The organism is Bacillus cereus group sp. BfR-BA-01430 (genome assembly GCF_022663115.1).
GTDB classification, from domain to species: Bacteria; Bacillota; Bacilli; order Bacillales; family Bacillaceae_G; genus Bacillus_A; species Bacillus_A cereus_BD.
Map to the genome: position 1 here is coordinate 540,256 of NZ_JAKUEW010000001.1, position 19,684 is coordinate 559,939.

Consider the following 19,684-nt stretch of genomic DNA (forward strand, 5'->3'; position numbering starts at 1 on the left):
CGTCGTTTGGAGGGAGTATTTTAAATGTTAATTTCGCTAAGTTCATCAACACTATTAACATTATTATTTATTACGCTTAGTGCTTCTTGGCTAAGTGGATTATTGTTTTTAAATGCAAGGATACCCTTACATTTTGTTCGTATTCATATTGGTATCGCTGCTTTACCGTCATTCGTTTCCTTACTTGCACTTGTTCATACAAATGTAGATGAAGTTATTGGTCCTTGGCATCTAGATTCTTTAGCTTGGTTAATGGCTTTCTTTGTTCTTACAATTGGTTTCATCATTCAGCGTTTTTCTTTACGTTATTTAATGGGAGATCGCTCATATCGAAAATATTTTATACTTTTCACATTCACTACAAGTACCTCTTCCATTGCATGGTTAAGTGATGATCTTCGTTTAATGGTCATTTGTTGGGGAGCAACTCTTGTTGGATTGGTCCTACTCATAAGATTAAATAGCAGTTGGAAAGTGGTAAGGGAAGCAACGAAAATTTCTGGTCGTTTCTTTACAATAAGTTGGATTGCTTTATTATTAGCTGTAATTTGGCTTTCTCAAGCAACTGGACAGTGGCAGTTAACATCCATTTTAGCGGATGAAAGTTTCGCTCAACATGGAACATGGGAGAAAGTAGGGATTCATTTATTCATCATATTAGCTGTGATGATTCCGGCAGCCCAATGGCCTTTCCAACGATGGCTCATTGAATCTGCTGTTGCTCCAACTCCTGTTTCCGCTATTATGCATGCAGGTTTAGTAAATGCTGGCGGTATCATGCTGACTAGATTTTCACCTCTTTTTCATGATGAGATCGCACAAATCATTTTACTTATTTTCTCCAGTGTTTCTGTATTAATAGGAACTGGAATTAGTCTAGTCCAAGTTGACTACAAACGCCAGCTAGTGGGTTCAACGATTGCACAAATGGGATTTATGCTCATTCAATGCGCGTTAGGTGCTTATTTAGCTGCCATTATTCATTTGATTTTACATGGTTTGTTCAAAGCTACATTGTTTTTACAAGCTGGTTCTTCTGTACGCCATTTTGAGGTTGTGAAACACTCTCATGAAAGGGCATCGTATTTATGGATTATGGTTGGACGTATTTTAGGCTTACTTATTGCAATTGGTTTCTGGCTTATGACCCCTAAAGAGGGATATCAATTAGTGAGTGCACTAATTTTAGGATGGTCATTATACTTTTCATGGAAACAGCTTGTTGTTTTTGGCGAGGGGAAAATTGGTCGAATTACTGGCTTATCTTTTTTGATTGGATTTTCGCTCATTTACTTTACCGTTCATACCTTTTTTTATGAGTGGTTGCACACAGATGTGTATCAAAATGTTCAACCTCCAGTTCCAGCTGTTACCTTTGTCATATGTCTCTTACTATTTAGTAGCGCGATTGTTGCTTCGGTTGCTCGCAATCGATCCTCTACTATATTCGCCATACTGTATCTTTGGTTAGTTCGAGTAGGCGAGGCAAATCAAAAGTCAGTAGAAAGTCACCCGAACTACCTGAAACACCATGTATCACAGGGAGGTAATCAGTGATGAGCATATCATCTGTAGTAACGAAAGAAAGTTTTAAAAAGAAAGACGCAAATATTGATATTCAGGAAAGTGATATGAGTGATTTCGTTCAATCTGCTAGCCGAGTTATAGCACCACTTTGGCCTATCTCTACGTTTGCAGCACGTCATCCTTGGGTGGGGCTTGAAAAGCAATCCTTTGAACAAGTTGCAGATTGGCTAAAAGAAATTCGTGATGTGGATATATACCCTAGTGCTTCCATGATTCATTCGGCAAAGGGGAGAGGAGAAATCGATGAATCTTTTTTACATGCGGGATTGCATCGTTGGCTTGACTCACAATCTTTTCATATACCAAGAGAGAAAGCAGAACGTTTTTGCCAGGCAGCTTTAAAGTTAGATAAGTTACCTTCTCAGCTCTTATTATCAAAAGAGTTAAATAAATTAGCAGCGGAAATAAATGATATAAATACGGAAAGTACCGAGGATTTTTCAATGCAACCAATAAGTTCGCTTATCGAGAATCAAGATAGCGAAAGGTTGGCTAATATCCTTGATTATCATGTTATTAAATGGTGTAAATTATATCTGGATAACTTTCAGTCAAGTTGGGCAATGCCAAATCGTGAGAAAGGTTTCTATCATGCATGGCACCACCTTATTAAATATGATCCAGCACTCAGTAAAAATCAGCGTAAAGCTTTAAAAGATTGGCCACAAGATGCAAATGCGGCTTTAGTAAGAGCTTTGTCCGAACTAAAAATCCCTAAGTCAAAGATACAGACGTATCTTGAAGGCCATTTGCTTTCCTTACCTGGATGGGCAGGAATTATACTTTGGCGCTCTAAACAATCGATTCGGGAACATACACTCCTAACAGAATATTTAGCAGTTCGAATTTCAATGGAGTGGGCGATTGTAAAACCTTATTTATCTTTCGTAAATCGTCAGCTCAAGAAAAAAGTTCCGATTGTCCCACTTTTAGCTTCTTGGATCCATTGGGGGGATATTTCAATCGAGGAATGGTCTCAAATGTCTGCAGCGGAGCAAAATGAATTATTATTAATGGCGCATCATTTTGATGAGAAACTTCGTAGAAAGCTTTGGTGGGAAGCTTGGGAACAAACACATGCGGAGCGATTAAGTCAGAAGATTCTCTCTAAACAACGTGTAAACAACAAGAAAAAATTTGTATTAGCTCAATTGGCATTCTGTATTGATGTACGTTCAGAACCTTTTCGTCGACAACTTGAAAAAGCAGGTCCGTTCGAGACGATTGGAATTGCCGGTTTCTTTGGATTACCGATTGCAACGAGTGAACTAGGTAGTCATCACAGCCATCCTTCTTTACCGGTTATGCAAAAACCAAAGCATCAAATAAAAGAGCTTGCAAGTGAAGATGAACTGAAGTCTTACCAACAACGTAAAAAGGTAGACAACTCAGTAAGCTATACATTTAAAATGATGAAACAGAATGTACTTACGAGCTTGCTTCTACCCGAGTTAAGTGGACCTCTGCTTGGTCTACAAATGATAGCACGGAGCTTTGTACCAAGAAGAGTAGGTGGCTTCATTCGTAACCTTCGTAAAACTTGGTTACGAAAACCTGATACAAGATTTTCGCTTAATTATGCTCATGACACAGAGTCGGAAATACCTATTGGTTTTTCTAAAGAAGAAAAGGTGAACTATGTACGCCAAACATTAAAAATGATGGGGCTAACAGAGAATTTCGCTCCTTTAGTCGTAATATGTGGGCATAGTAGTCAAAGTACGAACAACCCTTATGCTGCAGCTCTTGAGTGTGGTGCTTGTGGTGGCGCGTCAGGAGGATTCAATGCAAGAATTTTCGCTACTTTATGCAACCTTCCAGAAGTAAGAGAAGGGCTTTCTGCTAAAGGAATTAAAATCCCTGAGGACACGGTTTTCGCAGCTGCTGAGCATAAAACAACTGTGGATGAATTAGAATGGATTTATATTCCTGAACTTTCGGAATCTGCACAAGAAGCGTTTCATCATATCAAAGCGATTATGCCAAAAGTCAGTCACAATGCAAATAGGGAGCGTTTAGCTCAATTACCTAATTTCAAAACGAAAATGAAAAATCCGAGGGCAGAGGCACACAGGTTTGCAGAAGATTGGAGTGAGGTACGTCCAGAATGGGGATTAGCTCGTAATTCATCTTTTATTGTCGGACAACGTGAATTAACTCAGGATTGTGACTTGGAAGGTAGCGCTTTCCTTCATAATTATGATTGGAAGCAGGATGAAAGTGGCGATATTTTAGCCAACATCATTGCAGGGCCAGGAACTGTGGCTCAATGGATCAATCTACAATATTATGCTTCAACTGTAGCTCCTCATTATTATGGTAGTGGAAATAAAGCAACACAAACTGTAACAGCAGGTCTTGGTGTTATGCAGGGAAATGCGAGCGACTTGTTATCAGGAGTACCATGGCAATCTGTCATGCAATCAGATTATGAGGTATATCATTCTCCACTTCGTTTATTAATTGTCATCCAAGCACCTAGCAAATATATAGAACGTTTGTTAAAGAATGATTTGATATTTCGAGAAAAAGTTAAAAATGGGTGGGTTAGACTTGCTAGTGTTGACCCGGAAGGGAGATGGAAAAACTGGTAATTGCTAAATTAAAAGTTTCATAAATAGAATGATTATAATGAAGAAGGAGTGCAACACATGCAGTTAAAGAATAAAAAAGTTTTATTGTTAACGGACATTGAAGACGGAATAGAGCGTATGATACAACAAGTAACGAATGTTCAACCAGAAAACATGTTAACGATACAAAGCTGTGGTTCCGTAATTGTACATCCTTATGGAGATATAATGAGATCTATTATTATTGCTATTTATCAAGAAAATGTTGAAGAGATTTTTGTTGTAGGAATAAAAGATAAAGAGACTGCCCTAGTTCATCTACAAAGCCAACTTGATTCCATACAAGATAACATACAACTGGACTATCTTTTTAAATATTGCATGCCTGAATTTTCAGGTGGTACCTTTGCCGATTGGCTAAATGGAAAAGAAAATGTTCGTGAAAATATCGAAAAGAGTATGGATATTATTCGTTATCATCCACTCATACCACCCCATATTAAAATTCATGGTTTCATGATCCATAAGATGGGAAAAAGAGACGCTGTTGTCAATGTTCTTACTAATAAAACAGTATAAAACGTTAATTTTTAGTACGGAAGCAATTTTTATGAATACTTTCAATAACTTGGAGAAAAATCGCTATAATTAGCGATTTTTCTCTGTAATATATTTGCGTTGTACTTGGAAAAGGCGTACAAGCAGGAAGCTAGCACCAAATGCAAGTCCAAGAATAAGACCAATCCAATACCCTTTTGCAGCCCAATCTGTGTGCGTTGCAAAGAGATAACCAAGTGGAAGTCCGATCACCCAGTAGGCGATTAAAGTCATAATGAGTGCGACATTTACATCTTTATAACCGCGAAGCGCTCCTTGCACTGGTGTTGCAATTGCGTCAGAAAATTGGAATAAAATCGCGAATATAAGAAATTCTTTTGCCAAATGATGAACAGCTGAATCTGTTGTATAAATAGAAGCGATCGCATCATCAAAGAAATAAAGAAGGATGGAATATAAAAGGGCAAAGGAAAGTGCAAAACCTATTCCAATCCATCCGTATTGTTTGGCGTTTCTATATCGTTTTGCTCCAACTTCAAATCCAACGGCAATTGTCATAGCCATAGATAGACTTAATGGTGTCATATATAATAATGAAGCAAAATTCATAGCTGCTTGATGTGCAGCTATCGTTGTCGTACTAAAGTTACTCATTAAAAGTGTTACAGCAGCGAAAATACTTGTTTCAAAAAAGATCGCAAAGCCAATTGGAACGCCTAGTTTTAGGAATTCTTTCCAACTTAAAAAAGAAACGCGGTATAGCTGCTTAAAGATACCGAAAGATGCAAACGGCTCCTTCGTACAAATGATTATAATTGTAATTAATAAAATGCACCAATATGTTGCAGTGGAAGCGATAGCTGCTCCGACACCACCGAGTTTTGGGAAGCCGAAATGTCCAAAAATAAGCACGTAATTTAAAACAACATTAATCGGTAAAGAAAGCAATGTAATAATCATCGTTGTTCGTGTTTTTCCTAATGCATCAATAAACCCTCGTAATACAGTATAAACAAATAAAGGAATAATTCCGATTGCAATAATGCTTAGAAATTGAGTTGCAATACGTTCTACAGGTTCTTCTAATTGCATGCCGTTTAAAATAGGAGAAACAGCGAAAAACCCAATTATAATAACAAGGATACTAACAAAAATTGCTAAGTATACGGCTTGCATAATAATATGAGGAACATCTTCTTTTTTATTCGATCCTACGAGTTGAGCAACAATTGGGGTAGTAGCCATTAAAATGCCAGTTAATCCAGTACTAACGGGAATCCAAATGCTAGTCCCAATTGCCACACCTGCCAAATCAGTCGGACTTGCATGTCCTGACATTGTCGTATCAAAAAAGCTCATTGCAAATAATGACATTTGCGTGACGAAAATCGGAAGAAATAGTAATAAAAATTGCTTTATTTTTTGTGAGAATGAGAGCGCTTCGTTCATAAAATCCCCCTTGCCATATAAAATAAACTCTTACTATCATACAATTTAATCTAAGAATAGAAAAGAAATATATGCATTGTAGTGGAGAAAAAATAAAAATAGATGCACTTTGAAAACGTATAGGGTATTATGATAAGGTGTGGAAAATTACAGATTTGAGAGTAAGGAGGCACGAGTCGTGGCTGATTGGTTAATTGGTTTAATCATGGGTGCTGTTGAAGGGTTGACAGAGTTTTTACCAGTATCATCAACGGGCCATATGATTTTAACAGGTCATTTACTTGGATTTGACGACGAGAGAGCAAAAGTTTTTGAAGTTGTTATCCAATTGGGATCGATTTTAGCAGTTGTTGTTATATTTTGGAAACGGTTATGGTCGTTAGTGGGAATTGGAAAAGTGACAGAAGGACCATCATTAAATTTATTACATATTATTATTGGAATGATCCCTGCTGGGGTGCTTGGCGTATTGTTTCATAGTACCATTAAAGAAGTTTTATTTGGGCCAGGCCCGGTTGTCATTAGCTTAATTGCAGGTGGTATTTTAATGATTGTGGCTGAGAAGTTTTCGAAGCCAAGTACAGCAAGAACATTGGATGAGATTACATACAAACAAGCATTTGCTATAGGGATGTTCCAATGTTTAGCGCTTTGGCCAGGATTCTCACGATCTGGATCAACAATAAGTGGTGGATTGATTGCTCGTGTGTCACATACAGCAGCAGCTGAATATACATTTATTTTAGCAGTACCGATGATGATAGCTGCTAGCGGACTAGATTTAATAAAAAGCTGGGATGTATTAAGTGTGGCGGATTTACCGTTATTTGCGAGTGGATTTATTACAGCATTCATTGTAGCGATGCTTGCAATTGTTTCGTTTTTAAAATTATTAGCACGTGTAAAATTAACACCGTTTGCTTATTATCGCTTTATTTTAGCAGCGGTATTCTATTTCTTTCTTATGTAAAAAAACTGCCGGAATGGCAGTTTTTTTATTTCACGATTTTTTCAATCATAGTTTCCATCACATGTTCCCAAAGGGACGTGTCATCAGCTAATGTTGCGCGGAAATTGGCATACATTTCTTTTTGTTTTTCTTCAAATGATGGATCTTCTTTTTCTGGCAATGTTTCTCGCATGGAAGTGATTAATTCTTGTATTTTTGGAGCACGTGGTCCCCATACGGCTTTTTCATTTCCTTCTTGATCAATGAAAATGAAAATTGGAATTGATCGCGCTGTACCGTTCGTTAAATATTGATCCATTAATTCTAAGTTTTCATCACGAATTAATAAGCGCATATCAATATTTGCCACTTCACAAATGCGTTTCATAACAGGTACACAAAGAAGGGCATCACCACACCAATCAGCCGTTAAAACGATAACGCGCCAGTTATCATTTTGACGTTCTTCTAAAACAGGGAGTAATTCGTTTGGAATTAAAAAGTTATTATAAATGTGTAATAACTTATCTTGATTTACTTTCATTTCATTGACATATGTATCAAAGGACATACCTTTATCAGCCCATTGTTGTAAATTCATGATTCACACCTCTTTTGTTTAAGATGCTTTTATTGTACCAATTTTCGTTTTGAAAAGCTTGTATTATTACTTCCTAAAATGGAATGGATAGAACTGAATTTTTATAAGAAAATAAGGTGACAAAAGGTAAGATTTAAGGTAGAATTATTAATAATGTTTTTATTTAACTATATGAAATAAAAGGGGATGTAAATGGTGTCTTACAATCGTGAACAATTAATGGAGGACCTGTCTACAAATGTCTTTGCTATGTTTCGTTCGTTGCGTAATGATATTGGCAAGATTTTTGGTGGTTACATACCATGGAATGAGTTTGTCGTGCTTCGCATATTAAATCGTGCTAACAAAGAGATGGTTTCACGGGTAGCGAATGAATTGAATGTTTCGAATAGTCATATTACAGCTGTAACAGAAAAATTAATTCATAAAGGTTTTGTAACACGTTCACGTTCTACATCAGATCGACGTGTTGTATATTTAGAAATTACGGAGCAAGGAAAAGAATTAGTTGCTAAAATGGAATCGGCGAAAAGACAATATTTAAAAGAAAGATTCTCCGCTTTATCTGAAGAAGAAATGGAATTTATGATATCTATTTCGAAAAAACTTATATAAGAACAAGTCCTTCTCAGTTCTGAGAAGGTTTTTTTTATTTAAAAGTGCGATAAATAATGAAAAGATTCGTAGTTACTATAGGTGGAAAATGAGTATGATCGGTTACGAAAAGCCATACTAAAAATGATGGAAGAAAGGAGAGAGAAAAATGACGAATCGTAACGGTAGTCACGGTAGTAAAAATCAAGGTTCACCAAAATTAGGACAGTTTCAACAGGAATTTGGTGCAGAGTTTGAAATTGGGAATGATAATAAAGGAAAAGAATACCGTTCTAAAAAAGGAAGTAAATCAAAAAAGGAGTGAATTGATTCACTCCTTTTTAATTAGGATGCAGCAGAGTCATTTTCAATATATTTCTCTTCAGATTTCGAAACAATCATGGCACAGATTGCATCACCTGAAATATTAACAGCTGTTCTAGACATATCAAGAATACGATCCACCCCAATAATTAAAGCGATGCCTTCTACCGGAAGATTTACTTGATTTAAAACCATCGTTAACATAACAAGACCGACACCAGGAACGCCGGCTGTTCCGATACTAGCTAGTACAGCGGTTAATACGACCATAGCTAATTGAGCAATTGTAAGTTCAACACCATATACTTGTGCAATAAATACGGTAGCTACCCCTTGCATAATAGCGGTACCATCCATATTGATTGTTGCTCCGAGTGGTTGAACGAATGAACTAACAGATTTTGAAACGCCAAGCTTTTCTTGAGCTGTTTTCATAGCAAATGGAAGAGAAGCATTGGAACTAGAGGTACTAAATCCAATTGCCATTACAGGTGAAAAATGTTTGATGAAGCGAACGATACTTTCTTTTGTAAATATTTTTAATAACCCGCCGTATATAAAAATGCCATGTATGACAAGTGCTAGCATAACAACAATCATATACTTGAACATTGCAGCGACGCCTGCCAGCCCCATCTGTCCAACAGAAGAAGCGAGCAATCCAAATGTTCCAATTGGAGCGAGTTTCATAATGAGGTTTACAAGATACATCATTAATTCGTTACCCTGTTCAAGTAATGAGTAGATTCCTTGAACTCTCTTTCCAAGAATGGCAAGTCCGAGTCCAATTAATACCGCAAAAGCAATAATTTGAAGCATATTTCCATCACTCATTGCTTTCGCTGGGTTATCTGGGACGATATTGAGGAGTGTATCAACAATAGATGTTTCCGTTTTGTCTCCTTTATAGGAAAGCCCTTCTGTTTTAAATGTACCGCCTTGTCCTGGTTGAATAAAGAGTGCGAGTGTAACAGCAAGTGAAATAGCAATAGCTGTTGTTGTTAAAAAGAAAGAAATGGATTTGATTCCGATTCTACCAAGTTGTTTAGGATCGCCAAGACCTGCGGCACCAAGAGCAATCGAAATAAATACAACTGGAACGACAAGCATTTTAATAAGCCGAATGAAAAGTTGTCCAATTGGATGAAAGACATATTGATTTAAAGGTGTAAAAATGGATGGGGCATATAAATTTAGGGCGAGACCGACGATAAGACCGACGAATAGAGCGATTAAGATTGCTTTTGTTTGTTTCAATGAAATCCCTCCTTATTTTTGAAAATATGTTCTCATTTAATTGTACCGAAAAATGATATTATTTGACAATATTTTCTGAAAATTTTCTAGTTGAAAAATGCATATTTTGTTCATTTTTCAGTGATGAAAGTGAAAATGTATGATTAGAGAGATCCGTAACAGCCTTTACTTTATGAGAAAGCAAAAAAAGACCACCCTGTCAAAATAAGGTGGTCATGGAAGGGGACAATTTATGTCAATTTTAATTAGGGATGGAAAGCTGTTTGAGACATTGGGGAATGTCTCGTTATTAGGGAGGAACAGCTTTGATAGTTATAATATAAAAGAGAGATGTGACTTCAATGTGAACTTGAAGTGAAAGGTGTGGGGATTTTAAAAAAATAAACAGAATCCATCGGTTAGTGCTTATGAAAATAAGAGTTGAAATCTATAAAAAAAAGGATTATGCTCAACTATATTATAAGAGTATAAGAATTTGTTTTCATAATGAAATTCTACCTTATAGCATGAAAGATAGAAGCATTTTATTGAGGAGTTCGTGATATGAAAGCAGAAAAAAAGCAAGGAGTTTATAATCGTTCTATCAGATTAAGTCCACCCCAAATTTTAGCAACAGGCTTTTTTTGTTTAATTGTCGTCGGAGGAATGTTATTAAAGTTACCATTTGCGACAAAGGAATCGATTAGTTGGGTCGATGCTTTTTTTACAGCAACTTCTGCAGCGACTGTAACTGGTTTAGGAGTTGTAGATACCGCAAGTACTTTTACGATGTTTGGTCAAATTGTCATCATGTTGTTAATTCAAACGGGTGGTCTTGGATTAATGACAATTGCGATTTTAATTGTATGGGTACTCGGTAAAAAAATTGGTTTACGTCATCGTTTACTCATTGGAGAAGCTTTTAATCAGACAAATATTGGTGGCCTTGTAAAATTAGTAAAACGAGTTTTTATTTTTTCTATTTGTATAGAAGGAATTGGAATTATTTTTTTATCTATTCGATTTATCCCGGAATTTGGGTTTAGTAAAGGAATGTATTACAGTATTTTTCATGTGATTGCAGCTTACAATAATGCAGGATTTGCACTATGGCCAGATAATTTAACGAGATATGTAGGAGATCCGATTGTTAATATTGGTATTTGCTCTTTAATTGTTATAGGTGGTTTAGGATTTACTGTATTAATTGATATGTGGTATAGTCGTAGTTTTCAGAAAATATCACTTCATTCGAAAATTATGATTCTAGGAACGATTGCTCTAAATGTAATTGCTATGGTTGTTATTTTTATATTGGAGTATAATAATGTGAAAACATTAGGCCCATTATCTGTAAATGAAAAATTATGGGCGTCCTTCTTCCAAGGAATTACACCGCGTACCGCAGGGTTTAATACAGTTGATTACGGCGGAATGGAAGAGTCATCCATATTATTTACGATGACTTTAATGTTTATTGGTGCGGGTAGCGTTTCGACAGGTGGAGGAATTAAGTTAACGACATTTGTTATTTTAATTACATCCGTTATTTCCTTTTTTAGAAAAAAGGAAGACTTTGTGTTATTTCATCGTACGATTAAAATGGCAACAGTAACGAGAGCTTTAGCGATTGTAGTTGCTAGTCAAATTCTCATTTTTGTGGCAGTATTTTTATTAATGCTTACAGAAAAATTTAGTTTTATTCAATTATTATTTGAAACGATTTCAGCATTTGGAACGGTCGGCTTAACAATGGGGATTACTGCGAAGTTATCTGCAGTTGGAAAATGCATCATTATGTTCGTTATGTTTTGCGGATTAATCGGACCGTTAACATTAGTATTTTCTTTAGCACGACCTGCGAAACAAAAAATTCGCTATCCATCAGAAGATGTTTTCACAGGATAAGGTATCTCGCTTGGCGAGATACCTTTTTTAGTTAAAAGAGTGAAAACAATAAACCGATAATTGCAGCGCGGAATAATAAAGAAACCAGTACAGCAATACCGCCGACAATAGCAGCGATACTACCGGTAACAGTAGCACCACGATTATAAGCATAAATACCGAGTAAAACGGAGACAAGCCCAAATAGTGTTGGGAATGTGAACAGTGATAAGACTGCAAGAGCAAGAGCAATGAAACCTGCCGTTGATCCTGCTGTTTTTGATTTTACATCATCTCTATCGTCTCGGTCATAAGTGACACGATTAGGGGCAACCTCTGCCGCATATTCTTCTTTATAATCATTTTCAGTTCTATGATGATCATCAAATTTATCAGCCAAGGTAATCGCTCCTTTCCTAGCAAGGTTCTTTAGTAGTATGTATAGCTTTTTCTTTTTTATCCTGCTATTTATCACTTTTTAAAATTTGTAGGTAGGGTTGTTATGCTGCGTGAAATTTCATTTTGATGAGAAACAAAAGAGGTATGTATAGCAATTTGATTTGATTGTAAAACTTGGTATGAGTTCCTTTATTTTGGAGAGTATAAAAAAGAATGATAAGGAAAGGTTGGTTGAAATGATGGAACATCCAATTGAAAGTTTAATGAAAACAGCAATGACAAATTTGAAAGAAATGGTAGATGTAAATACGATTGTAGGGAGTCCTGTTTCGACAGCAGATGGACATGTCGTGTTAACTGTTTCGAAAGTTGGTTTTGGTTTTGGAGCAGGGGGAAGTGATTTTAAAGGAGAAGTATCTCGCCGTGAAAAGCAACATACGCATGCAGGGCAGGGGTCACAAAAAGAAATGAAACAAGAGTATCCGTTTGGAGGAGGAAGTGGAGCTGGAGTCTCCATCAATCCTGTCGCTTTTTTAGTAGTAGGGTCGAATGGTGTGCAAGTATTGCATTTACAGAGTGGGACACATTTAATTGAGAAGGCGCTGAATACAGTTCCAAGCACCGTGGATAAGTTTGTAAATGGACGCTAGACAGTACTTTGCATTTTTTAGGAATTATGATATATTAGGAAAAGTGTGTTTGTAATGACAAATATAATTGAAATGTAAATATATATGATATATGAAATAAGGGAGAGGTAGTTATGATTAATATCAAGAATTTTGCTGTTGGCTTATGTATGCTAGTAAGCGGATTTGTTGTTTACGTTGTAAAAGAAAAAGCGCCATTTTAAAACAGGCAGATGATACTGTCTGTTTTTTGTTTCCTTAAAATTATTGACGAATTTGTTATTATATGTTATAATTTTAATTCGTGTCTCGGTTACAGCTAGTATAGCTTAACTATTACTTATACGTACAAGATGAAAAGTTTGTGAAAGATCGGGTAATTGTACCAACAACTTTTGTGAACAGACCCTAAACTTTGTATGTATAGGTGATACGCATACTAGTGTATCAAGGAGCGGTCAGAGGAACCGTATTGATGAGAGAGAGGTAGGGCTTTCATCCAGTATATGTTACTTTCCCGTTAGGTGAATATAAAAAAGAGAAGTCTCCTGCATGTAAGGAGACTTCTCTTTTTAATTCGGATACATATAGTAGATATGATATCTTCTATACTCTACTTTCAACTTGTTGACAAATTTCATCTGTCGTTAAACCGCTTGCCTTAATGACAGATCCTTTTGTCGATACATCACTGATTCCCATTACATTCGAATCTTGTCCAGTAATGACACAACAATCGCATTCTTTTGCATCACTTTCGGATTGTAGAGAAATGACTTCATGTCCTTTTTGTTGCAACGCTTGTTGAACATCTGTTAACGAACTTTCAACACCGATTTTTGCCATAACGATCACCTCCTACCATCTACTAATATGCTCAAATTCTCGCCAAATATTTATATATTTGAGAAAAAGATGGTAGGAAGTTATAAAGTGAAAGTTTTATCGATAGAGTTTTTTTATCCTTCGTTGATGAACAGCTTTCATCAATCGGGCTGCCCTACAATATCGGGATGCATATAAGGAAATATAGCGCTGGATTAGTCGTTATATACACCAGTTAACATTTGACTTACAAATTGATCATTTAAATGCTCTTGAATAGAATTGTTATTGGATTGAAAATCAATGGAAGCAGTAAAATGATTATGTTTCGTTTCATTCGGCTCTACTTCCACATAATCATTGAATTTACAAAATCCTTTTGTATCCATTAAATCAAATAATTGTAGCATCTTTACTACCTCTTCTCTTGTTCCTTTAATTTGTACGTAAGCCATCTTGATTTCCTCCTTCGTTTAATAAATTATTTTTTAAACATAGGATTATGATAACTACATAAAAAATATGATGGTTATTTTCACATCGAGATCTTTTGCTTGATTTCCCCCTTTTTCCTCAAAAATTGTACATAAGTGCCAAATATATAAAATCGATGTCCGTTTATTGAATACAATAGATTCGCATCATTTGCAAAAAATCCTTCTTGTAAAAAAATATTTTTAGCATAAAAAATGACGAAAAAATTTTTTGAATTTTTGTAAACGTTAACAATGTTGATAAATCAATACGCTTTAAGATGTCCGTACGTTTAAAGATTATAAATTTTCTAAAAATTATCTTGATTTATTTAAAAAGGAGAGTAAACTAGGAAGCAATAAAAAAATCAATAGAACATAGGAGGCGCATTTAAGTGGATGAACAATTGTTTCTGGGAAAACGGATTCGCATAAAAAGCGTTTGCTATAAGAGTTTCGTCAATAGTTGTAGCAGATGGAGAGAAAATTTACGAAGAGAATAAAGCGGTTTAATCATTCTCATGAGACGATAAAGCGTTGATGGGGAGGAGTAGTTGATGATGAAGCCTTACAGAGAGTCGGTGGTTGCTGGAAACCGATGGTTCATGTCGACGAACATCGCCCTTGAGTGCTAAGCTGAAGCATTTGTCTAGGCTTAGACGGTAGCTCCGTTACTAGCTAGACTCATTTTTAAAGAGTCACTGAGGCAAGAAAATTTCTTGCGAAGAAGGGTGGTACCACGAAATCTTTCGTCCCTTCAGCACATAGCTGAAGTGTGGACGTAGGATTTTTTTTTTTGATAAAAAAGGAGGGGAATACAATCGATGTCTTCAAAAACAGAAGAAAAAATGGTAACTGGTGCAGAGCTATTGTTAGAAGCGTTAGAGAAGGAAGCGGTTGAAGTTATTTTTGGGTATCCAGGGGGTGCCGTTTTACCACTATATGATACATTGTATGATTGTCAGATTCCTCATATTTTAACTAGACATGAACAAGGTGCGATACATGCAGCAGAAGGATATGCCCGAATTACCGGGAATCCGGGTGTTGTCATTGCAACAAGTGGCCCAGGGGCAACAAATGTAATCACTGGGCTCGCCGATGCAATGATTGATTCATTGCCGCTCGTTGTTTTTACAGGGCAAGTTGCTACGACTTTAATTGGAAGTGACGCCTTCCAAGAAGCGGATATTATGGGACTTACCATGCCGGTAACAAAGCATAATTATCAAGTCAGAAAAGCTTCGGATTTACCAAGGATTATTAAGGAAGCATTCCATATTGCAAAAACAGGGCGACCGGGACCAGTTGTGATTGATCTTCCTAAAAATATGATGGTGGAGGAAGGGGAGCGATGTAGTGATGTGCAAATGGATTTACCCGGATATCAGCCAAATTATGAACCGAACTTATTACAAATTACCAAATTATCACAAGCGATTGCTGTGGCTAAAAAACCGCTTATTTTAGCTGGTGCTGGTGTGTTACACGCAAAGGCTTCAAAAGAATTGACAAAATTTGCTCGCATGTACCGTCTACCAGTCGTTCATACGCTTCTTGGATTAGGAGGATTCCCGCCAAATGATGAATTGTTTTTAGGAATGGGAGGGATGCATGGGTCTTATACAGCGAACATAGCAATGTATGAATGTGATTTGCTTATCAATATTGGTGCAAGATTTGACGATCGGCTTACAGGAAATTTAGCATATTTTGCGAAAGAGGCAATTGTTGCACATATTGATATCGATCCTGCAGAGATTGGTAAAAATGTCCCAGCGGCTATTCCGATTGTTGCAAGCGCGAAACGAGCTTTAGAAGCACTGTTAGAACGTAACGAGCGAAAAGCGAATCATGAAGAGTGGCTTGCGCTTTTAAAAGAGAGAAAAGAACAATATCCATTTTTTTATAAACAAGATGCAGATAAAATGAAGCCGCAAGCAGCAATTGATATGTTGTATGAAATTACAGAGGGGACAGCGATTATTACGACGGATGTTGGTCAGCATCAAATGTGGGCTGCTCAATATTATCCACTTAAAGATCCGAATAAATGGGTCACATCAGGAGGACTTGGAACGATGGGATTTGGGCTTCCAGCAGCAATCGGTGCACAGATTGCTAAGCCGAATGAATTAGTGGTTGCGATTGTCGGTGATGCTGGTTTTCAAATGACATTGCAAGAATTAAGTGTTTTAAAAGAGCATTCTTTACCAGTTAAAGTGTTGATTTTAAATAATGAGGCATTAGGAATGGTAAGACAATGGCAAGATGAATTTTATCAGCAAAGGTATTCCCATTCGCTCCTTTCTTGTCAGCCGGATTTTGTAGCACTAGCACAAGCGTATGGCATAAAAGGTATAAGAATTCAAGAGCCACTGCGAGCGAAAGAAGAATTACAAGCGGCAATGGCATTAGATGAACCTGTCGTAATCGATTGCCGAGTGTTGCAGTCTGAAAAAGTAATGCCGATGGTTGCTCCAGGAAAAGGAGTCCATCAAATGGAGGGGGTGAAAAGGAAATGAAACGAATCGTGACTGCAACTGTACGAAATCAAAGTGGTGTATTAAACCGGATTACAGGAGTGATGACACGAAGGCATTTTAATATTGAGAGCATTTCCGTAGGACATACGGAATCATCAGATGTTTCACGGATGACATTTGTTGTCCATGTGGAAAATAGGCAACAAGTTGAACAGCTCATTAAACAGCTTCATAAACAAATTGATGTACTGAAAGTAACTGATATAACGGAAGAAGCAATTATTGCAAGGGAACTTGCTCTCATTAAAGTAGCGACAACAAGTGTATTAAGGTCTGAACTATATAGTTTAATTGAACCGTTCCGAGCTACTGTAATAGATGTTGGGAAGGATTCCATAGTCGTGCAAGTAACAGGGACACAGGAAAAGGTAGAAGCTTTAATTGAACTGCTTCGTCCGTATGGATTGAAGGAAATTGCAAGAACAGGTGTGACAGCTTTTACAAGAAGCATGAAAAAACAAGAGAAACAAGTAATGTTAATTCATTAATTATTTCCATATAGGGGGAGAAGAAAATGGCAAAAGTTTATTATGAAAAAGATGTAATGGTAAATGTATTAAAGGGAAAGAAAGTAGCAATTGTAGGATATGGATCGCAAGGGCACGCTCACGCACAAAACTTACGTGATAATAACTTTGATGTAGTAGTTGGACTTCGGAAAGGAAAGTCATGGGAAAAGGCAAAAGAGGATGGTTTTTCCGTTTACTCTGTAGCTGAAGCGGCAGCGATAGCCGATGTAGTGATGGTTCTTCTACCGGATGAATTACAGCCCGAAGTATATCAGGCGGAAATTAAATCAAACTTACAATCTGGAAATGCACTTGTATTTGCTCATGGTTTTAATGTTCATTTTAATCAAGTAACACCGCCGGAAGATGTAGATGTATTCTTAGTAGCACCGAAAGGACCGGGGCATTTAGTACGCCGCACCTTTACTGAGGGAGGAGCTGTACCAGCATTGTTTGCTGTATATCAAGATGCAACTGGAACAGCGACAGAAAAAGCATTATCCTATGCTGATGGAATTGGAGCTACAAGAGCTGGTGTGCTAGAAACGACCTTTAAAGAAGAAACAGAAACGGATCTATTTGGAGAACAAGCTGTTCTTTGTGGAGGGGTGACTGCACTTGTAAAAGCAGGATTTGAAACATTAGTAGATGCTGGTTATCAGCCTGAACTTGCCTATTTTGAATGTTTACATGAATTAAAGCTCATTGTTGATCTTATGTATGAAGGTGGACTTGAAAATATGAGATATTCTGTTTCTGATACAGCGCAGTGGGGAGACTTTGTATCTGGTCCGCGTGTTGTAACAGAACATACGAAAAAAGCAATGGGAGACGTGTTAAAGGAAATTCAAGATGGTACATTCGCAAAAGGATGGATTGCAGAGCATCAAGCAGGAAGACCACATTTTCATGCGATAAACGCAAAGGAAAATGAGCATCAAATTGAAGTAGTTGGACGGCAGTTACGTGAGATGATGCCGTTTGTACAACCGAAAGTAAAGACGGAGGTTAAATAATATGAAACAGATTTTGTTCATGGATACGACGCTTCGTGATGGTGAACAATCACCTGGAGTCAATTTAAATGAACAAGAAAAATTACAAATTGCTCGGCAACTAGAAAAGTTAGGAATCGATGTGATGGAAGCGGGATTTGCCGCGGCGTCTGAAGGAGACTTTCAATCTGTTAAACGTATTGCAGAAAGTATTCAAAATGCTTCGGTGATGAGTTTAGCAAGGGCAAAAGACAGCGATATTCGCAAAGCGTATGAAGCGGTAAAACGAGCTGTTTCTCCTAGACTGCATGTATTTTTAGCAACGAGTGATATTCATATGAAATATAAGCTCCGCATGTCAAAAGAAGACGTATTAGACAGTATTCACCGTTCTGTTATGTTAGGAAAATCTTTGTTTCCTACTGTGCAGTTTTCAGCGGAAGATGCAACGAGAACAGCGAAACCTTTTTTGGCTGAAGCTGTTGAAGTTGCTATTCGCGCAGGAGCAGATGTCATTAATATTCCAGATACAGTTGGGTATACACATCCAGCAGAATATTATTCTCTCTTTCAATATTTACAAGAATCAGTGTCTTCCTATGAAAAAGCAATTTTCTCTTGTCATTGTCATGATGACCTTGGCATGGCGGTAGCCAACTCGTTAGCGGCAATTGAGGGTGGGGCGTTACAGGTGGAAGGTACGATGAATGGGATTGGGGAGAGAGCGGGAAATGCAGCTTTAGAAGAAGTAGCTGTCGCTTTGCATATTCGAAAAGATCACTATAAAACGCAGTCTTCTATAATATTGAAAGAAATGAAAGCGACGAGTACATTAGTAAGTCGTTTAACTGGGATGGTTATACCAAAAAATAAAGCAATAGTGGGAGCAAATGCGTTTGCACATGAGTCGGGTATTCATCAAGATGGTGTTTTAAAAGAAGTGACAACATATGAAATTATTGCACCAGAGTTAATTGGTGAATCACAGAATCTATTTGTTCTTGGAAAACATTCTGGACGCCATGCCTTTACGGAAAAAATGAAAGAACTCGGGTATGAGTTTACGCAAAAAGAACGAGATGTTGCTTTTGAAGCCTTCAAAACATTAGCAGATCGTAAAAAGGAGATTACGGATGAAGATTTACGGGCACTTATGCTTGGAGAAGCTGCACTTTTAACACAGCAGTACAATATTAAGCAGTTGCAAGTACATTTTGTGTCCAATCATATTCAATGTGCAACGGTTGTTTTACAAGATGAGAAAGGCAATAAATATGAGGATGCTGCAACTGGGGCAGGTAGTATCGAAGCTATTTATCATGCAATTCAAAGAATTTTAGAGATGGAATGTAAATTAGTTGATTATCGTATTCAATCGATTACGCAAGGTCAGGATGCACTGGCTCACGTTCATGTGGAATTAAAAGAAGGACCCCATCAAGTTTCAGGGTTTGGTGTTGCACAAGACGTATTAGAAGCATCAGCTAGAGCATACGTTCATGCTGCTGGAAAATTAAAAGCACTGTTAACGCTCGTTAAGTAACAACCAA

The 19,684-nt window shown here is 37.0% G+C and carries 19 protein-coding genes and 1 other annotated feature; of the genes, 13 read left to right on the forward strand and 6 right to left on the reverse strand.

Annotation, left to right across the window (positions count from 1 at the left end):
• The first annotated feature begins 24 nt into the window (after positions 1–24).
• From MR058_RS02805 to MR058_RS02815, 3 genes are read left to right on the forward strand one after another with little or no spacing between them, the layout of a single operon-like run.
• The gene (locus MR058_RS02805) at positions 25–1,557 is read left to right on the forward strand and encodes an NADH dehydrogenase subunit 5 (RefSeq protein ID WP_242142538.1); all 1,533 of its coding nucleotides are present in this window, start codon (positions 25–27) and stop codon (positions 1,555–1,557) included.
• A complete protein-coding gene (locus MR058_RS02810; RefSeq protein ID WP_242142539.1) occupies positions 1,557–4,181 on the forward strand; it encodes a DUF2309 domain-containing protein in 2,625 nt (874 codons plus the stop codon). The genes MR058_RS02805 and MR058_RS02810 overlap by 1 nt, the downstream gene beginning before the upstream one ends.
• A 57-nt stretch (positions 4,182–4,238) precedes the next feature.
• Complete coding sequence (locus MR058_RS02815) at positions 4,239–4,739, forward strand: carbonic anhydrase (RefSeq protein WP_242142540.1); 501 nt, start codon at positions 4,239–4,241, stop codon at positions 4,737–4,739.
• Between the two features lie 69 nt (positions 4,740–4,808).
• Here the strand turns inward: MR058_RS02815 and MR058_RS02820 are convergent, their stop codons facing one another.
• Positions 4,809–6,167 carry an MATE family efflux transporter gene (locus MR058_RS02820; protein ID WP_242142541.1) on the reverse strand — a complete coding sequence of 453 codons (1,359 nt, stop codon included), beginning with the start codon at positions 6,165–6,167 and terminating at the stop codon, positions 4,809–4,811.
• A 178-nt stretch (positions 6,168–6,345) separates the two neighbouring features.
• Between MR058_RS02820 and bacA the strand changes: the two genes are divergently transcribed.
• Complete coding sequence (gene bacA / locus MR058_RS02825; RefSeq protein WP_242142542.1) at positions 6,346–7,137, forward strand: undecaprenyl-diphosphate phosphatase; 792 nt, start codon at positions 6,346–6,348, stop codon at positions 7,135–7,137.
• 25 nt (positions 7,138–7,162) lie between these two features.
• Here bacA and MR058_RS02830 read toward each other — a convergent pair whose 3' ends face one another.
• A complete protein-coding gene (locus MR058_RS02830) occupies positions 7,163–7,717 on the reverse strand; it encodes a thioredoxin family protein (RefSeq protein ID WP_242142543.1) in 555 nt (184 codons plus the stop codon).
• Positions 7,718–7,912: 195 nt separating this feature from the next.
• On the opposite strand from MR058_RS02830, the gene MR058_RS02835 reads away from it, so the two are divergent.
• Positions 7,913–8,332 carry a MarR family winged helix-turn-helix transcriptional regulator gene (locus MR058_RS02835; RefSeq protein ID WP_140388402.1) on the forward strand — a complete coding sequence of 140 codons (420 nt, stop codon included), beginning with the start codon at positions 7,913–7,915 and terminating at the stop codon, positions 8,330–8,332.
• Between the two features lie 148 nt (positions 8,333–8,480).
• A complete protein-coding gene (locus tag MR058_RS02840; protein ID WP_242142544.1) occupies positions 8,481–8,636 on the forward strand; it encodes an imidazoleglycerol-phosphate dehydratase in 156 nt (51 codons plus the stop codon).
• A gap of 20 nt (positions 8,637–8,656) precedes the next feature.
• Here the strand turns inward: MR058_RS02840 and MR058_RS02845 are convergent, their stop codons facing one another.
• Entirely contained in the window at positions 8,657–9,892 is a 1,236-nt protein-coding gene (locus MR058_RS02845; protein WP_242142545.1) for a dicarboxylate/amino acid:cation symporter, read from the reverse strand.
• Between the two features lie 543 nt (positions 9,893–10,435).
• Between MR058_RS02845 and MR058_RS02850 the strand changes: the two genes are divergently transcribed.
• Positions 10,436–11,779 carry a TrkH family potassium uptake protein gene (locus MR058_RS02850; protein ID WP_242142546.1) on the forward strand — a complete coding sequence of 448 codons (1,344 nt, stop codon included), beginning with the start codon at positions 10,436–10,438 and terminating at the stop codon, positions 11,777–11,779.
• 31 nt (positions 11,780–11,810) lie between these two features.
• Here the strand turns inward: MR058_RS02850 and MR058_RS02855 are convergent, their stop codons facing one another.
• The gene (locus MR058_RS02855) at positions 11,811–12,158 is read right to left on the reverse strand and encodes an MraY family glycosyltransferase (protein ID WP_242142824.1); all 348 of its coding nucleotides are present in this window, start codon (positions 12,156–12,158) and stop codon (positions 11,811–11,813) included.
• A gap of 178 nt (positions 12,159–12,336) precedes the next feature.
• On the opposite strand from MR058_RS02855, the gene ytfJ reads away from it, so the two are divergent.
• Both ytfJ and MR058_RS02865 read left to right on the forward strand, forming a co-directional pair.
• A complete protein-coding gene (gene ytfJ, locus MR058_RS02860) occupies positions 12,337–12,807 on the forward strand; it encodes a GerW family sporulation protein (RefSeq protein WP_242142547.1) in 471 nt (156 codons plus the stop codon).
• A 113-nt stretch (positions 12,808–12,920) separates the two neighbouring features.
• Positions 12,921–13,010: a hypothetical protein gene (locus MR058_RS02865; RefSeq protein ID WP_016113989.1), complete on the forward strand. Its 90-nt coding sequence runs from the start codon at positions 12,921–12,923 to the stop codon at positions 13,008–13,010.
• Between the two features lie 382 nt (positions 13,011–13,392).
• On the opposite strand, the gene MR058_RS02870 is transcribed toward MR058_RS02865, so the two are convergent.
• Positions 13,393–13,632: a YkuS family protein gene (locus tag MR058_RS02870; RefSeq protein WP_011984197.1), complete on the reverse strand. Its 240-nt coding sequence runs from the start codon at positions 13,630–13,632 to the stop codon at positions 13,393–13,395.
• A gap of 194 nt (positions 13,633–13,826) precedes the next feature.
• Entirely contained in the window at positions 13,827–14,066 is a 240-nt protein-coding gene (locus MR058_RS02875) for a DUF3911 family protein (protein ID WP_242142548.1), read from the reverse strand.
• Between the two features lie 546 nt (positions 14,067–14,612).
• Positions 14,613–14,844: a binding site (T-box leader), on the forward strand.
• Positions 14,845–14,908: 64 nt separating this feature from the next.
• Between MR058_RS02875 and ilvB the strand changes: the two genes are divergently transcribed.
• From ilvB to MR058_RS02895, 4 genes are read left to right on the forward strand one after another with little or no spacing between them, the layout of a single operon-like run.
• Positions 14,909–16,609: an acetolactate synthase large subunit gene (ilvB, locus tag MR058_RS02880; RefSeq protein WP_242142549.1), complete on the forward strand. Its 1,701-nt coding sequence runs from the start codon at positions 14,909–14,911 to the stop codon at positions 16,607–16,609.
• Positions 16,606–17,118 carry an acetolactate synthase small subunit gene (gene ilvN / locus MR058_RS02885; protein ID WP_242142550.1) on the forward strand — a complete coding sequence of 171 codons (513 nt, stop codon included), beginning with the start codon at positions 16,606–16,608 and terminating at the stop codon, positions 17,116–17,118. Before ilvB ends, ilvN begins: the two co-directional genes overlap by 4 nt.
• A 26-nt stretch (positions 17,119–17,144) precedes the next feature.
• Positions 17,145–18,155 (forward strand): ketol-acid reductoisomerase, encoded by a 1,011-nt coding sequence (ilvC, locus tag MR058_RS02890; protein WP_242142551.1) that lies wholly within the window; start codon positions 17,145–17,147, stop codon positions 18,153–18,155.
• A 1-nt stretch (position 18,156) separates the two neighbouring features.
• Positions 18,157–19,677: a 2-isopropylmalate synthase gene (locus MR058_RS02895; protein WP_242142552.1), complete on the forward strand. Its 1,521-nt coding sequence runs from the start codon at positions 18,157–18,159 to the stop codon at positions 19,675–19,677.
• The last annotated feature ends 7 nt before the right edge of the window (positions 19,678–19,684 follow it).

Coding starts and splice junctions, on each gene's coding strand:
- MR058_RS02805 (WP_242142538.1), top strand. CDS start 25: ATGTTAATTTCGCTAAGTTCATCAACACTATTAACATTATTATTTATT.
- MR058_RS02810 (WP_242142539.1), top strand. CDS start 1,557: ATGAGCATATCATCTGTAGTAACGAAAGAAAGTTTTAAAAAGAAAGAC.
- MR058_RS02815 (WP_242142540.1), top strand. CDS start 4,239: ATGCAGTTAAAGAATAAAAAAGTTTTATTGTTAACGGACATTGAAGAC.
- MR058_RS02820 (WP_242142541.1), bottom strand. CDS start 6,167: ATGAACGAAGCGCTCTCATTCTCACAAAAAATAAAGCAATTTTTATTA.
- MR058_RS02830 (WP_242142543.1), bottom strand. CDS start 7,717: ATGAATTTACAACAATGGGCTGATAAAGGTATGTCCTTTGATACATAT.
- MR058_RS02840 (WP_242142544.1), top strand. CDS start 8,481: ATGACGAATCGTAACGGTAGTCACGGTAGTAAAAATCAAGGTTCACCA.
- MR058_RS02850 (WP_242142546.1), top strand. CDS start 10,436: ATGAAAGCAGAAAAAAAGCAAGGAGTTTATAATCGTTCTATCAGATTA.
- ytfJ (WP_242142547.1), top strand. CDS start 12,337: ATGAGTTCCTTTATTTTGGAGAGTATAAAAAAGAATGATAAGGAAAGG.
- MR058_RS02865 (WP_016113989.1), top strand. CDS start 12,921: ATGATTAATATCAAGAATTTTGCTGTTGGCTTATGTATGCTAGTAAGC.
- MR058_RS02870 (WP_011984197.1), bottom strand. CDS start 13,632: ATGGCAAAAATCGGTGTTGAAAGTTCGTTAACAGATGTTCAACAAGCG.
- MR058_RS02875 (WP_242142548.1), bottom strand. CDS start 14,066: ATGGCTTACGTACAAATTAAAGGAACAAGAGAAGAGGTAGTAAAGATG.
- ilvB (WP_242142549.1), top strand. CDS start 14,909: ATGTCTTCAAAAACAGAAGAAAAAATGGTAACTGGTGCAGAGCTATTG.
- ilvN (WP_242142550.1), top strand. CDS start 16,606: ATGAAACGAATCGTGACTGCAACTGTACGAAATCAAAGTGGTGTATTA.
- ilvC (WP_242142551.1), top strand. CDS start 17,145: ATGGCAAAAGTTTATTATGAAAAAGATGTAATGGTAAATGTATTAAAG.
- MR058_RS02895 (WP_242142552.1), top strand. CDS start 18,157: ATGAAACAGATTTTGTTCATGGATACGACGCTTCGTGATGGTGAACAA.